The organism is Streptomyces sp. NBC_01537, from assembly GCF_045040445.1.
In the GTDB taxonomy this organism is placed as follows: domain Bacteria; phylum Actinomycetota; class Actinomycetes; order Streptomycetales; family Streptomycetaceae; genus Actinacidiphila.
The window spans coordinates 1,798,611-1,812,305 of record NZ_CP109392.1; the positions used below are offsets into that span (position 1 = coordinate 1,798,611).

Consider the following 13,695-nt stretch of genomic DNA (forward strand, 5'->3'; position numbering starts at 1 on the left):
CTCCCTGGCCCTTCCCGGTGTTCCGTTGCCGTTGTGCCGTGCGGCTTACGCGGACAGGATGCCTGCCGCCTGGTCGAAGAACTCGCTCAGCTGCGCCTTGATGGTCTTCTTGCCGAAGGCGACGGCGAGGTTCGACTGGAACAGCAGGTCCCAGATCTGGTCGGCGCCCTGCGGCGGGGCGGCGGGGGCGGCCAGGGCGTTGGTCGCCTTGGAGACGCGCTTGGAGATGTAGTCGGCGTTCGCCATGTTCAGCTTGTCCGTCTCGGTAAGGCCCGAGGCGATCAGGTTGCGGGCCTTCTCCGTCGGCGGGATGCCGCGCAGCAGCTGGAAGTCCTTGATCGCCGTCGCGTCCTGCGCGATGAACGACATGATCTTCACGGAGTCGGCGACCTTCTTGCTGGCCTTGGTCGCGCTCAGCAGCACACCGCCGTTGACGAAGTTGCCCTCGCGTGCGCCGGACCAGTCACCCTGCGGGGTGGGCAGGAAGTCCAGCTGCGCGTCGGTGATGGAACCGCCCGCGCCGTAGACGCCGGAGTCGAAGGTGAACAGGGCCTTGCCAATGACGACCGCGTTCTTGGTGAGGTCGTTGTGCGCGGCGGAGGTGAGCGCCGCCGGGCCGGAGGCGTGGATCTTGCGCATCTCGGCCCAGTACTCCCACCACTCCTGGAGCGTGTCGGAGGTGAAGCCGAGCTTCTTGCCGTCGTCGGAGAAGAACTGCTGGCCCTTCTCCCGGGCGAAGATCTCGAAGCACTGGAGGGTGGAGCCGCCGCCGTCGTCGACGCCGTAGGTCTTGCCTCCGCTCTTCTTGTAGACCTGCTGGGAGATCGACTTCAGGTCGGCCCAGGTCCACTCGGCGTCCGGCAGCTTCAGGCCCAGGTCCTCAAGGCCGCTCCGGTTGATGGTGAGCTGGTTGACGCCGATGCCGGACGGGACGCCGTACAGCTTGCCGTCGACGGTGCCGGCCGCGAGGAGGGTCTTGGAGAAGCCGGTCAGGTCGAGGCTCTTGCCGACGTAGGAGTCGATCGGGGCGAGCACACCCTTGCGGGCGTACTGGGCGACCAGCGCGGTGTCCATCTGGAGCAGGTCGGGGGCGCTGCCGCCGGCGATGTTGGTGTTGAACTTGTCGAAGTACCCGTCGTAGCCCTGGTAGGTCGCCTGGACCTTGATCGAGGGGTTCTTCTTCTGGAAGGCGGCAAGCGCCTTCTTGTAGGCCGCGTGGCGCTCGTCGCTGCCCCACCAGGTCATGGTGAGCTTGCTGCTGGTGCTGCCGGCGCCAGTGCCGCCGCTACAGGCGGCCAGGGCGCTGGTGAGGGCGCCTGTGGCGGCCAGCCCTCCGCCGATGCGGAGCAGGCCTCTGCGTGAGATTTCGGTGCCCACCGGTTCCTCCTACATGTACGTGACGAAGTACCCGAGTGATTCGGGACTGGGGGGTGCTGCCGGGAAATGCGTGGGAATGCTCGGGTACAGCTCAGGGGGTTGCGCGCTCCCGTGGATTGCGGCCTCGCCCGGCCGCGCCGCCGTACAGATGAGGGTCCTGACGGAGGCCCGTGGATTCTGTATGCGGAATCCTGCCTCCTGCATCCCGTACGGGCACGCCCTCGTACAAGATCGTGAACCACTCACCCTGAGCCGGGTCCCACCGGCCCTAGAAAGCGCTTGTCCGGACATTTGCAGAGTGCGGGGTCCGGAGTCAATGCCCGGCCGTTGGCTCGCCGGTAACGTTTTGGATTCCCCGGGCCACGGCCAGGCGGGTCGCGCCCAGGACGGTGCCGCTGTTGCCGAGCACGCTGGAGACGACCTCGGTGGGCCAGCTCAGCCGGGCCAGTTCGGCCCGTACACCCGGCAGGAGCTGGGGATTCGCGCCGATGCCGCCGCCCAGGACGATCAGCCCGGGGTCCAGCACGGCGACCACGGCTGCGGCCAGTCTGCCCACCTCGGCGGCGTGGCCGGCGACGAGGGCGGCGGCGGTGGCGTGACCTCGGGCGGCGAGTGAGAAAAGTTGTTCGGCGGTGTGCGGGAGGGGCCCGTCGCCCTCGTCGGGCCGCCAGGCCACGGCGGCGCGGGCGATGAGGGAGCGGGCGCCGGTGTAGGCCTCCAGGCCCTCGTGCCGGGGCTGCTGGGCGGCGGCCCACGGGTAGGGCAGCCGGGCGACCTCCCCGGCCGCGCCGTTCGCGCCGCGCAGTACCTGGCCGCCCAGGACGATGCCCAGGCCGATGCCGTAGCCGATCTGCAGATAGCCGAACCCGGCCCGGTCGCGGTCACGGGCGGCGCCTTCGTGCAGCTCGGCGAGGGCGGCGCAGTTGACGTTGTTCTCGATCTGGACCGGGACCCCGGCGGGCAGCGCGAGGGCCTCAACTGCGCCGCGGATCCGGGCGGTCGCCGGGCGGACCCGGCCGTCGGCGTCCTGCCCGGCGACATCAGGGACGGCGACGACAGCGGCCCGCAGCGGGCCGGCGGCCGCCGCGCGCAGGGCGTCGATGACGGTGTGGACGGCGTCGGCGGGGCGCAGCTCGTTGTCGGTGCCCTGGACGGCGAGCACGGCGCCGTCCAGGGCGCAGCCGCGCACCTCGGTGTGGGTGGAGCCGAGGTCGATGGCGAGTACGCAGCCGGCCCGGGGGCCGAGGCGGTAGACGGCGGCGGAGCGGCCGGTGGCGCCGTTGGCGGTGCCGGAGCGGGCGGCGAGTCCGGCGGCCTCCAGCTCGGCCACGGCGAGGGAGACGGTGGGTTTGGACAGGCCGCAGGCGGCGGCCAGTTGGGGGCGCGTGGCGCGTCCGGCACCGGCCAGAACCTCAAAGACGGCTCTGGTACTGTCACTCGGCCGCGGCCCGGCGTGATCACCAGTGGTCATACGGTCCCCCAGGTCGATCGATCAGGTCGCATCAAACATCGGGGGCCGCTTGTGTTCACAGCCCCTTGACGCACTCTACTTCGTTAGTTAACTTCCTAACGAAGCCAGACACACGCCTGTCGCCCTCGACCGAGGCCCGTCCCGGGGCCTCCTGACATCGCTGCTCTGATCCGCTTTGCTCTGCTACCCCATCTCCGTCAGTCACGGTTTCGCCCGCCGTGCGCAGCAGACACCACCCCCACAGCGCTGCGTCGCGAAAGGCGAAGAACCCCGTGCAGGACTCCATTGCCCTCGTCGTCGGCATCGACGTCGGTGGCACCAAGACCCATCTCCAGGCGTACGCCGGTGACGAGACCGTCGCCGACCACGTCCGCGCCAGCCGTGACTGGCGGCCACATCACGCCGCCGACGCCGCGGACTGGCTCACGGAGCTGATCCACCACGCCCTGCCCGCGGGGTCCCGTCCCGTGTCGGTCGCCGTCGGCGCCCACGCCTGCGAGACCCCGCGGCAGGCCGAACTGATCCGGCAGGCGCTCGTCGCCCGCCTCGGCGGCAGTGTGCCCTGCCACGTCGTCAACGACTCCCGGCTCCTCGTCCCCGCTCTCGGGCTGGACAAGGGGGTCGGGCTGGTCGCCGGCACCGGCTCGGTCGCCGTCGGAGAGCTTCCGGACGGCACCGCCGTCCAGGTCGGCGGCTGGGGCGCGGTCCTCGGCGACGAGGGCGGCGCCGCCGGTCTCGTACGCGAGGCCGTACGCGCCGTCTACGCCGCCCACGACCGCGACGAACAGCCGGACGAGCTGGCCCGGCTGCTGCTCACGGCCTTCGACGCACCCGAGGTCCCCGCGCTCGGCGCCGCCCTGGAGGCCGCGCAGGAGCCGTCCGCCGACTGGGGCCGGCACGGCGCGGCCGTCTTCGAGGCGGCAGCCGCAGGTTCCGCCATCGCCCGCGAGGTCATCTCGGAGGGCGGCCGGTCCCTGGCAGGCCTGGTCATACAGCTCGCCGAACGCGGCGCCGTCACCGACGACATCGTCGTGGCGGGCAGTGTCGTGCTCAACCAGCCGGTGCTCTTCACCGCGCTCACCGATACCCTCGCCACCGCACTGCCCGGCTCCCGGGTGCATCCGCTGCGGGTGCCGCCCGTCACCGGGGCCGTACGGCTGGCCCGCCTGCTCCGCCAGTCCTCCCTGAAAGGCCTCTGAACAGCATGCGGATCCACGCCATCCGGTCCACCGATCTCTTCGTCGGCACCGGCCCGGCTCCCCGCCAGGTCGTGCGGGTCACCGTGGAGGGCACGGCAGGCGGCGCCGGCCGCCCGGCCGGCCCGGTGCGGGTCCGCGTGGAGGGGCCGACGGTCAGCACGCCCGAACCCGAGCTGATCACCCTCCCGGGCCCGGAGGAACAGACCGTCGTCGAGGTCGGCGTGGTCGTCTCCGCGCCGGCCGCCGAAGGCTCCGTGCACCGCGTCACCGCCGTCGTGGAGGACGCCGACGGCACCGGCCGGCGGTGCACGGCCGACGGGACCATCACGGCAGAGGCCACCGGCTGGACGATGTGGATGGTGTCCCACTTCCACTACGACCCCGTGTGGTGGAACACCCAGGCCGGCTTCACCGCCATCCGCCACGAACTCCCCGACCTGCCCTGGGTCGACCGACTGCGCCCGCCCCACGTGCGCAGCGCCTTCGACCTCGTACGCGCGCACCTCGACGCGGCCCGGCACGACGAGGACTACCGCTTCGTCCTCGCCGAGATCGACTATCTCAAGCCGCACTGGGACGCCTACCCGGACGACCGGGCCGACCTGCGGCGCTTCCTGCGCTCGGACCGCATCGAGCTGGTCGGCGGCAGCTACAACGAGCCCAACACCAATCTCACCCACCCCGAGTCGACCATCCGCAACACCGTCTACGGCATCGGCTATCAGCGCGACGTCCTCGGCGGCGACCCGCGCTCCGGCTGGATGCTCGACGTCTTCGGCCACGACCCCGCCCACCCCGGCCTGATGGCCGACGCCGGCCTGGACTCCAGCGCCTGGGCGCGCGGCCCGTTCCACAACTCCGGCCCGATGGGCCACGCCGAGGACATCGCCCGGATGCAGTTCCCCAGCGAGTTCGAGTGGATCTCCCCGAGCGGGCGCGGCGTCCTCACCCACTACATGGGCGCGCACTACACCGCGGGCTGGGCGATCAACCGCACGGAGTCGGTGGACGCTGCCATGGAGGCGGCCTACGGCCAGTACGCCGAGCTGAAGAAGGTCGCCGCGACCCGCAATGTCATGCTGCCGGTCGGCCATGACCACAACGTGCCGTCCCGCTGGTGCACCCAGGTCCACCGCGAGTGGGCCAAGCGCTATGTCTGGCCGCGGTTCACGATGGGCCTGACGCGCGACTTCTTCGGCGCCGTACGCCGCGAGGCCGAGGACCGGACGGCATGGACGGTGTCGCCGGTCACGCCGCAGACCCGGGACATGAACCCGGTCTTCACCGGCAAGGACGTCTCCTACATCGACACCAAGCAGGCCCAGCGTGCCGCCGAGACCGCCGTCCTGGACGGCGAGCGCCTCGCCACGCTCGCCGCCACCTTCCTCGGTGAGCGCTTCCCCTCCGAGTCCCTCGACAAGGCGTGGCGGCTGCTCGCGTACGGAGCCCACCACGACGCCGTCACCGGCACCGAGTCCGACCAGGTCTACATCGACCTGGCGGCGGGCTGGCGCGAGGCGTACGAGCTGGGCGACCAGGTGCGCGGTGCCGCGCTGGAGCAGCTCGCCCAGGGCACGGACACGCGCGGCGAGGGCCGGGCGGTGTATGTCGCCAACACGCTGTCCTGGGACCGGGACGGGGTCGTGTCGGTGCCTGCCGGCGAAGGCCTTGAGGTACGGGACGACAGCGGACGGCCCCTGCCGGCGGTGTCCGACGGCGGCACCCTCACCTTCCTGGCCCGGGGCATCCCCTCCCTCGGACACCGCGTCCACCGCCTCGTCGAGAGCGAGGCCGGGGGCACGACGCCCGGCACGACACCCGGCTGGACGACCGTGCCCGGCACGACCGTCATCGACAACGGCACGTTCCGCATCGAGGCCGACCCCGCACGCGGGGGCGCGCTGAGCCGGGTCACGGACCTGCGCACCGGCCGCGAACTGCTGCGCCCCGGCGGGCTCGGCGCCGAGCTGGTCGTCCAGGACGAGCACACCACCCACCCCGTGTGGGGCGAGGGCCCGTGGCACCTGCTCCCGAAGGGCCCCGGCCGGGGCACGGGCGCGGCGCCCGCCGCCTCCGTACGGGTCGAGCACTCCCCCGTCGGGCGGCGGATCATCAGCGAAACGCGGCTCGGCGAGCTGCGGTTCACGCAGACCGCGACCCTGTGGGAGGGCGCCGACCGGGTCGACTTCCGCACCCGGGTCGACGGCTCGATCGGCCAGGACCGGCTGCTGCGGGTCCGCTTCGACCTCGACCTGCCCGGCGCGCTGCCCGTCTCCGAGGTCGGCTTCGCCGCCATCGGGCGGTCGTTCGGCTTCCCGGACTCCGACGCCGCCGAGCACCTGTGGACCCTGGACAACCCCGCCCACACCTGGGCCGGGCTCGGCACGACCGCGCACCTCGCCCTGCACGGCCCTGACGGCCACACCCTCAAGCACGCCATCGGCGTTGCCGAAGTGATCGCCCCCGCTGACCATGATGTACGCCCCCTCCTCGCCGCCCTCGTCGCCCAGGGCGTCACGGCCACCACGACCCGCCCTGACGGCCCGCGCTACGGCTCCCTCGACGCGGACTCCAATCTCCCCGACATCAGGTTCGCACTCGGCACTGACAATGCCTTCGCGGAAGCCGTTCTCAGCGATGCCGGTCCGGCCTACCGCGAGGCGCTGGCCACGCACGGACGGGTGTTCGTCCCGGCGACACGGACCCGGCGGGAGGCCTGGGTGCCCGGCGCGGACCTGCGCGGGCCGCGCGATCTGCCGGTCCTCATCGCCCACGACCTCACAGTGACCGGGTCCGTCATCGACGTCCCCGTCCCCGACGGCCTCGCCACCACCACCGAGCCGGCCGACGACTACTCCGCCGCCCTCCTCAACCACGGCACGCCCAGCTTCGTCGCCACCGCCGACGGCACGCTCTGCCTCACCCTCATGCGCGCCTGCACCGACTGGCCGGCGGGCATCTGGATCGACGGCGAGCGCCGCACCGTCCCCGACGGCAGCAGCTTCGCCCTCCAGCACTGGACGCACGACTTCCGCTACAGCCTGGTCGCCGGGCCCGGCGACTGGCGCGCCGGAGGCTTCGTACGGGCCGGCCAGGAGGCGAACCACGCGCTGCTCGCCGTGGAAACCGCCCCGAGCGGCGGAGAACTGCCCTCCGGCGCCTCGCTGCTGACAGTTGAGCCGGACAATGTCCTGCTCAGCGCGCTGAAGCCGCGCGGCAACGCGATGGCCTCCGGCCTATCCGGGGAAGTGGACCCCGGTGTCGACGGACTGGCGGTCCGGCTGTACGAGTCGCAGGGGCGGGCGGTTTCCGCTCGCGTACGGCTGTTCGGCGGGGGCCTGGCCGAGCCGGAGGCGACGGACCTGCTGGAACAACGCGCCTCGGATGTACGGGCGTTGGCCGTGGAGGACGCGGGCGTCGTGTGCGTGGCCATGGGCGCGGCTGACGTCGCCACGTTCGCCGCACGTCCGGTGGGTGCCCCCAGGACCCCCAGGCCCCCCGGCGCCTCAAGCGCCGGACGGACCGAGACCGCCCAGCCCGTGTTCACGCGGTACTGGCTGCACAACGCCGGGCCCGCGCCCATCGGGTACCTGCCGGTGAGCGTCCACCTGACGCAGCACGAGCAGGGCCGGATCCGCCTGACCGTCGCGGCGGCGACCCGGCATGCGCAAGGCCGGGTCGAGCTCGACGTGCCCGCCGGCCTCACGGCGACGCCCCGGCAGACCCTCGCCTACGACCTCGCGCCGGGCGAGCACGCGGACTTCGAGCTGACGGTCAGCCCCGACGAGGGCGCCGCGCAGGGCACGTACTACGTGGCGGCGCGCATCCGGGACGAGCTCGGCCAGCTCCTGGAGGACGCCGTACCGGTCACCGTGGGCGCGCCCACCGCCGAGCCGTTGCGGGCCGAACTGACGGAACGCTGCGTGCGCGTGACGAACAACGCCCGCTCCGAGATCCGGGGCGAGGTGCAGCTGGTCAGCCCTTACGGGACATGGGGCGCGCCCGGGGACGACATCGCGGTGACGCCCCGGACGCAGGGCTTCGCGATCGCGCCGGGGGCGACGGCCGAACTGCCGTACGCCGTCGGCTGTGCGGCCACCGCCGACCCGGGCGGCGAGTGGTGGGTGCTGGCCAAGGTCACGGCGTTCGGCGGCGTCCAGTACACGCGGGCACTGGCACTCACTGCAGATGGGCTGTGTCGTTCCAGAGGGTGACGGCCGGGTCCCCGTACTCCCAGCCGAGGATGGACAGGGAGGCGGGGGCCAGGCTGAGCACCATGCCGCGCGCGGGGTCCAGGTGCAGCCAGCGGGCGGCGAGGGTGCGCAGGAAGTGGCCGTGGGCGAAGACGACGCAGTCGGTTTCGGAGGCCTTCGCCCAGGCGACGACCTGGTCGGCGCGCCCGGCGACCTGCCAGGAGGTCTCGCCGCCGATGACTCCGTCGCGCCAGATCACCCAGCCGGGACGCTCCTCACGGATCTCCGGGGACGTACGGCCTTCGTAGGCGCCGTAGTCCCACTCCATGAGCATGTCCCATTCCTCGGCGCGGTCCCCGAAACCGGCCAGCTCGCAGGTCTCGCGGGCGCGCGCCAGCGGGCTCGTACGGACCTGGGCGCCCGGGAAGTCCTCCCAGGGCGACCGCTTCAGGCGCTTGCCCAGCAGCCGGGCGGCGTCGCGACCCTCCTCGGTGAGCGGGATGTCGGTGCGGCCGGTGTGCTGGCCGCTCCTGGACCACTCGGTCTGGCCGTGCCGGACCAGGATGAGGCGCGGGTGCATCAGGACTCCTCTTTGTGTACGGCTTCGATGTTGTTGCCGTCCGGGTCGCTCACGAACGCGCAGTACGCGCGGTATTGGGGCCAGTGACGCGGGGCGTGACGGCTGCGGCCGCCCGCCGCCACGGCAGCTGCGTGGAAGGCTTCGACCGCCGCGCGGTCACCGGCCGCGAAGGCGATGTGCACGCCGCGCGTGCGCTCGGTGGCGGCCTCGGCCTGCTCCAGGGACAGCGAGGGCGTGTCGCGGCCGGGTGGCCAGTACTCGGCCGCGACGGCCGTCTCGTATCCGATACGGACGCCGAGCGGGGCGAGCGCTGCCGAATAGAAGTCCCTGCTCGCGGCGAGGTCGGACGCGAAGACGCCGATGTGGTGGACGAACGGTTCGGGTGATCCCACATGCCAAGCCTAGGCGGCTGGCACACTGAGCGCCGTGTTCGCACTGGCCGTGGCCCTCACCGTGCTCCTCGTCCTCGAATCGCTGCCGTCGGCGGTCGTCCAACTGGCCCGGGCCAGGCCGGGACTGACCCGGCTCGACGAACTCACCCGGCTGGGCGTTCTCCAGGGCCGCCGGCTGTGGGTCCTGACACTGCTGGGCTCGCTGCACCTGCTCGGTACGGCCGCCGTCATCGCCGGGCTCCCGACCCCGCCGCTGGGGGTGGCGGGGGCTGCCGTGGAGGGTCTGGTCTTCGCATGGGTGCTGGTCATGCAGCTGCGGGCGGGCGACCGGGGCCGGGCGCTCGGGGCTTACATGTTGTTTCTCGGGATGGCGCTGTCTGTGCTGGTAGTGGACATGCTGCGTTGACAGAAGTCCGATTTTGCCTAATTTTTCCGTTACATGACACTTCTTTGCATATACGCTGATATGCGGCGATAGGGGACCTGACTTCTCCGATGAGGAAGGGGGTCTCCCATGCGACGCACCGGCTTCACCCGGATTCTGGCCACTGGCGCCGCGTCCACGCTGGTCGTGGGCGGAGCCACCCTCACCTCCATCGGCGCGGCCTCCGCCGCCGCCCCCACCGCTACGACGGCCGCGACGACGCACCACAACCCGCAGCCGTGCCGGTGGGTGCCCCAGCAGACCATCACTCTCCAGCTGCCACTGCTCGGAAAGTTCGTGATCACGATTCCGGCCCACTGGCAGTGCCCGCACTAACAGCCATCCCGGAGGGACAACCATGCGTAACCGACTTATGCGAGGCCTCGCCCTGGGCGCGGCGTCCACGATGCTCGCCGGCGGAGCCGCACTCACTGTGGCAGGCACCGCCTCCGCGGCGCCCACCGCCCCGTCCGTCCCCTCGCCCACACACCCCGGGCCGGGGCACCACAACAACCACCACCACTGCGTCTGGCAGCACGGGCACTGGACGAAGGTCTGGCACCACGGCTTCTGGGACAAGTGGGGCCACTGGCACCACGGCTACTGGGTCAAGTTCTGGGTCCCCGGACACTGGGTCTGCAACCACCGGTAACGCATGACCAGGAAGTCCCCGGCCCGGGAGCGGATCCCGGGCCGGGGGTTTCAGCGTGTCGCCTGTACGAGCGGCTCGCTCAACGGTCTGATCGCGGCCGCCCGGGCGGGGCTGGGCGTCATGGCCCATGCGCAGGGGCTGATTCCGCCCGGGCTGGTACGCGTGCCGGCCCGGGCGGGGCTGCCGGAGCTGGGCGAGGTGGACTTCGTGCTGCTGCACGGGCGGCGGCGGCCGCATGCGCAGGACGCGGCGGACGCGCTCGCGGCGGCGATCCTGGCCGGCGGCGACCGGCTGCACCGGCCGCTGTAGCGACCGGTGGCCGGTAACCGGTGTGCGGCGCCTACCCGGCATCCAGCAGGCGTCTACTCCTCCGGTTCCTCGTCCTCCTCGTACGAAAGGGTCGTCGGCGTGGAGTCGGGGCCGTTGCCGAACGGGGACCACATGCGCAGGCTGGTGAGTTCGGCGGTGTTGCGGTCCCAGGTGTCGAAGAACTCGGTGCGCTGGCGCAGGGCGGCGGCCAGGAGCCGTAGGGATTCCTTGCGCGTGCGGCGTCCGTGGTCCTGGCGGCGGCGGCGCTGGACGGGGACGCGCCGGAGGTCGAGGAGACCCCAGACGGCCACGGCTGCGCCGCCGACGGCGACGGAGGCGGCGGTGTTGCCGCGCAGGAGCACGACGGCGAGCGTGGTGGTGAGCGCGCCGCCGAGACCGCCGGCGACAAGGCGGAGCCAGTTGTGGGTGACGGCCCGCACCGCTTCGCGGGTGAGGTCGTCGATGTGGGTGGCGAGCCGGTCGGCGAGCAGCGGCTCGTCGATGAGCACGGCGGGATCCGTGGGGACGTCGATGGTCCAGCCGTGCAGGTCGAGGTGGATCCGCTGGGGCCGCTGGGTGGCGGCGGCGCGGACGAAGTCGGCGGCGGACTGCTGGACGCTCTTCCAGACGCAGATGAGGGCCAGCCGCCGCCCGGCCGCGCCGAGTTCGACGCCTTCGGGCTCGAATACCGCGTGGTCGAGGATGGCGGCGAAGTCGAGTCCTGGTGCGAGCTCGTCCGGCGCCGACGGGGAGGCGGGAGCGGCAGGAGCGGCAGACGCGGCAGATGCGGCAGGGGTCTCGCCGCGGTTCTCGACGACGCGGCGCTGCCATTCCATCTCGTGGTGGAGTTCGGCCTCGTCGGGCTCGGGGCGCTCGATGATCATTTCGAGCGCGAGGCCCGCGTAACCGCGTCCGGCGGCGAGTTCCTCGGGGGTGTCGGGGAATTCCCGGTTGAGGTGGCCGAGCAGGCCGCCGGGGATGGTGGCCAGCTCCCAGCCGTAGGCCAGGCCGTCCCACTGCTCGCCGACGGCCTCGCGCAGGGCGGGGAAGCGTTCGGCGGAAACCTGCGTGCGCAGCTCCCACAGCCGCTGGTCCCAGCGCAGCGCGCGCGGCCGCGAGCCGGCGATGCGCTTGTCACTGGCGTGCCTGCCGCGGCCCCGGCCTGCACCGCGGTCCGCTTCCGGGGTCTCGGAGTCGTTGTCCCAGCGGAGCATCGCCTGCAGGGCGAACGTATGGGCCTCTGCCCCCAGTTCACCGGCGGCGATGGCGCTGAGGACGGGCTGGAACTCCGCTTCGAGCCGCTTGGGGTCGAGGGTCTCCAGGTAACGGCCGGCCCAGCGGGCGGCGTCGTCCTGCTCGCCGAGGCGGGCGAAGGTGAGGGCGGCGAAGAGCTTGGCCTTGGCCGGGTCGAGGGCGTACGCCTGCTGCCGGGCACGCTCGCTGGTGTCCGAATCGCCCAGGTGGCGCGCGGCCAGCGCGGTGAGCGCGGGGGCCAGCCAGTATGTGGAGTCCCAGAGCAGGGAGTCCTGGATCGCTTCCTTGACGATCAGCGGCTCGACGGCGTCCCTGCGGATCGCGTCGGCGGTGAGGGTGTGCGTGAGTCCCCGTGCCAGGGAGCGGATCCGCTTGCGTCCGCCGAAGCGCGTGAGCCAGTCGGTGGTCAGCCGGGCCAGCTCCGCCTGGGCACCGGAGGCCAGGCGGTCGCGTTCGTACTGCTGGAGGAAGACCGCGAACTCGTCCCGGCTGCGCGCGACTTCCTCGCTCAGCTCGGCGACGGTCCCGGTCAGGTCGGCCAGGCGGGCGGACACCTCGCTCATCGTGCCGTGCAGTCCGCCGACCCAGGCGTTGACGCCGGTCACCTTGACGCTGAGGGCGTCCAGCTCGCTTCCGTGGCGGACCTGGGCGGCCGACAGCCGCACTATCCGCTCACTCAGTTCGTTTATGCCGGTGATTCCTGCGGTCTCTGTTGTTCCGGTGGTTCCGGAGGTTCTGTCGGGGATCTGTTCCCCTGTCATTTCCGTCGTACCCACCCCCCGGTGGTCGCGTTGGTCGTGCGTACGATGAAGCACGTAGTCGCCATTGCGCAAGAGTGCGCACGACTATCTGCGTTCTTCGTACGTCATCTGCTTGAATTTCCGTACGACAGGCGCGGTCTCCACGTGCCGCACCCCGTCCAGGGCTCCGATTTTTTCATTGAGGTATGCGTAAATACCGGCGTGGTCACGGCAGATGACCGAAGTGACCAGATTGGAAGTACCGGTGGTCGCGGCGACGAAGGCGGTCTCGGGGTGGCCGGCGAGCGCCTCACCGACCGTGGCGAGCGCGGATGGCGCGACTGTGAGCCAGAGTACGGCCTGGGCGTCGTAGCCGAGCAGTACAGAGTCGAATTGAACGTCGAAATAGAGAACTCCGGCGCGTACGAGCTGTTCAAGGCGGCGTTTTACGGCTGACTCGGAGCGGCCGGTCGCCCGGTGCAGCTCGGGGTAGGAGGCGCGGCCGTCCTCCGCTAGGGCGGCGAGCAGCGGCTCGTCCCCGGGGTCGAGCCGGAACGGGCCGCCGGGCTCGTGGTCGTAGGCGGGCACGCGCAGCGCGGCGCTCTGCTCGGGGGTGAGGCTGCCGCTTTTGGTGAACCAGCCCTGGACGCCGCCGTAGAAGACGTGCAGCACGGACATGGCTCTGATCTCGACGATCCTCGGGGTGCGCGGGAGCTTGCCGAACAGCAGCGCGTCGTATTCGTCGCGGTCGGAGTCGGTGACGCAGAACAGCTCCGTACCGCCGGAGGTCAGCCGGACCCATGCCGTGTCGGGGCGGCGGGCGAGGGCCTTGGCGATGGTCACGGAGGCGTCGGGGGTGCAGCGCAGCCGCAGGATCCAGCGGGTGCGGCCGAGGCGTGCGCCGTCGGTCAGGCCGAGCACGCGCATCCCGAAGTCGGCGCGCAGCCGCCGGTAGCGGCGGGCGACCGTCTGGTCGGAGACGCCGAGGACGGCGGCGATCCGGCTGAAGGGGGCTCTGGGATCGAGCGTCAGAGCGTGCAGAAGCTGCTGGTCGGTCACGCCGAAGTCGTGGGAATCCACCGCTGATCACCTTATGGCTGTCGG

Annotated in this window: 11 protein-coding genes and 1 pseudogene; 6 read left to right on the top strand and 6 right to left on the bottom strand. The window is 71.8% G+C overall.

Translation table 11 applies throughout. The features are described from left to right. Positions 1–45: 45 nt before the first annotated feature. Positions 46–1,377 (bottom strand): ABC transporter substrate-binding protein, encoded by a 1,332-nt coding sequence (locus OG607_RS08410; protein ID WP_405720662.1) that lies wholly within the window; start codon positions 1,375–1,377, stop codon positions 46–48. A 313-nt stretch (positions 1,378–1,690) separates the two neighbouring features. After that, positions 1,691–2,848: an ROK family protein gene (locus OG607_RS08415; RefSeq protein WP_405720665.1), complete on the bottom strand. Its 1,158-nt coding sequence runs from the start codon at positions 2,846–2,848 to the stop codon at positions 1,691–1,693. Between the two features lie 272 nt (positions 2,849–3,120). Between OG607_RS08415 and OG607_RS08420 the strand changes: the two genes are divergently transcribed. Then, positions 3,121–4,047 (top strand): N-acetylglucosamine kinase, encoded by a 927-nt coding sequence (locus OG607_RS08420; protein ID WP_405720668.1) that lies wholly within the window; start codon positions 3,121–3,123, stop codon positions 4,045–4,047. 5 nt (positions 4,048–4,052) lie between these two features. Further along, on the top strand, positions 4,053–8,261 hold the full coding sequence (locus OG607_RS08425) for a glycoside hydrolase family 38 C-terminal domain-containing protein (RefSeq protein ID WP_405720671.1): 4,209 nt from the start codon (positions 4,053–4,055) through the stop codon (positions 8,259–8,261). Here OG607_RS08425 and OG607_RS08430 read toward each other — a convergent pair. After that, positions 8,227–8,820, bottom strand: coding sequence for a histidine phosphatase family protein (locus OG607_RS08430; protein WP_405720675.1), 594 nt, complete (start codon positions 8,818–8,820; stop codon positions 8,227–8,229). The genes OG607_RS08425 and OG607_RS08430 overlap by 35 nt on opposite strands. After that, positions 8,820–9,212, bottom strand: coding sequence for a VOC family protein (locus OG607_RS08435; RefSeq protein WP_405720677.1), 393 nt, complete (start codon positions 9,210–9,212; stop codon positions 8,820–8,822). The genes OG607_RS08430 and OG607_RS08435 overlap by 1 nt, the downstream gene beginning before the upstream one ends. A 34-nt stretch (positions 9,213–9,246) precedes the next feature. Between OG607_RS08435 and OG607_RS08440 the strand changes: the two genes are divergently transcribed. From OG607_RS08440 to OG607_RS08455, 4 genes and pseudogenes are all read left to right on the top strand, one after another. Continuing rightward, a complete protein-coding gene (locus OG607_RS08440) occupies positions 9,247–9,618 on the top strand; it encodes a DoxX family protein (RefSeq protein ID WP_405720680.1) in 372 nt (123 codons plus the stop codon). Between the two features lie 108 nt (positions 9,619–9,726). Next, positions 9,727–9,972, top strand: coding sequence for a hypothetical protein (locus OG607_RS08445; RefSeq protein ID WP_405720683.1), 246 nt, complete (start codon positions 9,727–9,729; stop codon positions 9,970–9,972). 22 nt (positions 9,973–9,994) lie between these two features. Further along, entirely contained in the window at positions 9,995–10,288 is a 294-nt protein-coding gene (locus tag OG607_RS08450) for a hypothetical protein (protein WP_405720685.1), read from the top strand. A 54-nt stretch (positions 10,289–10,342) separates the two neighbouring features. Beyond that, positions 10,343–10,597 (top strand): annotated as a pseudogene (locus OG607_RS08455) (LysR family transcriptional regulator); the annotation flags it as partial. Positions 10,598–10,650: 53 nt separating this feature from the next. Here OG607_RS08455 and OG607_RS08460 read toward each other — a convergent pair. Next, on the bottom strand, positions 10,651–12,612 hold the full coding sequence (locus OG607_RS08460) for a hypothetical protein (RefSeq protein WP_405720688.1): 1,962 nt from the start codon (positions 12,610–12,612) through the stop codon (positions 10,651–10,653). Between the two features lie 84 nt (positions 12,613–12,696). After that, entirely contained in the window at positions 12,697–13,671 is a 975-nt protein-coding gene (locus OG607_RS08465; RefSeq protein WP_405720691.1) for an Lrp/AsnC family transcriptional regulator, read from the bottom strand. Positions 13,672–13,695: the final 24 nt, after the last annotated feature.